The sequence below is a fragment of the Klebsiella planticola ATCC 33531 genome (assembly GCF_000735435.1).
In the GTDB taxonomy this organism is placed as follows: Bacteria; Pseudomonadota; Gammaproteobacteria; order Enterobacterales; family Enterobacteriaceae; genus Klebsiella; species Klebsiella planticola.
Window position 1 is genome coordinate 1 of sequence record NZ_JMPP01000081.1, and the last position, 269, is coordinate 269.

The following is a 269-nucleotide window of genomic DNA, read 5'->3' on the forward strand; positions in this document are numbered from 1 at the left end:
AACAGAATTTGCCTGGCGGCGATAGCGCGGTGGTCCCACCTGACCCCATGCCGAACTCAGAAGTGAAACGCCGTAGCGCCGATGGTAGTGTGGGGTCTCCCCATGTGAGAGTAGGGAACTGCCAGGCATCAAATTACGCAGTAAGCTGATGTAAAAATCAGTAGTTGTAGAAAAATTCGGTGGAGCGGTAGTTCAGTCGGTTAGAATACCTGCCTGTCACGCAGGGGGTCGCGGGTTCGAGTCCCGTCCGTTCCGCCACTTATTAAAAG

Annotated in this window: 1 tRNA gene and 1 rRNA gene; both read left to right on the forward strand. The window is 53.9% G+C overall.

Annotation, left to right across the window (positions count from 1 at the left end):
* The first annotated feature begins 11 nt into the window (after window positions 1-11).
* Window positions 12-127: ribosomal RNA gene (gene rrf / locus GRPL_RS00015) — 5S ribosomal RNA — on the forward strand.
* A gap of 54 nt (window positions 128-181) precedes the next feature.
* Window positions 182-258: transfer RNA gene (locus GRPL_RS00010), tRNA-Asp, on the forward strand.
* Window positions 259-269 lie beyond the last annotated feature (11 nt).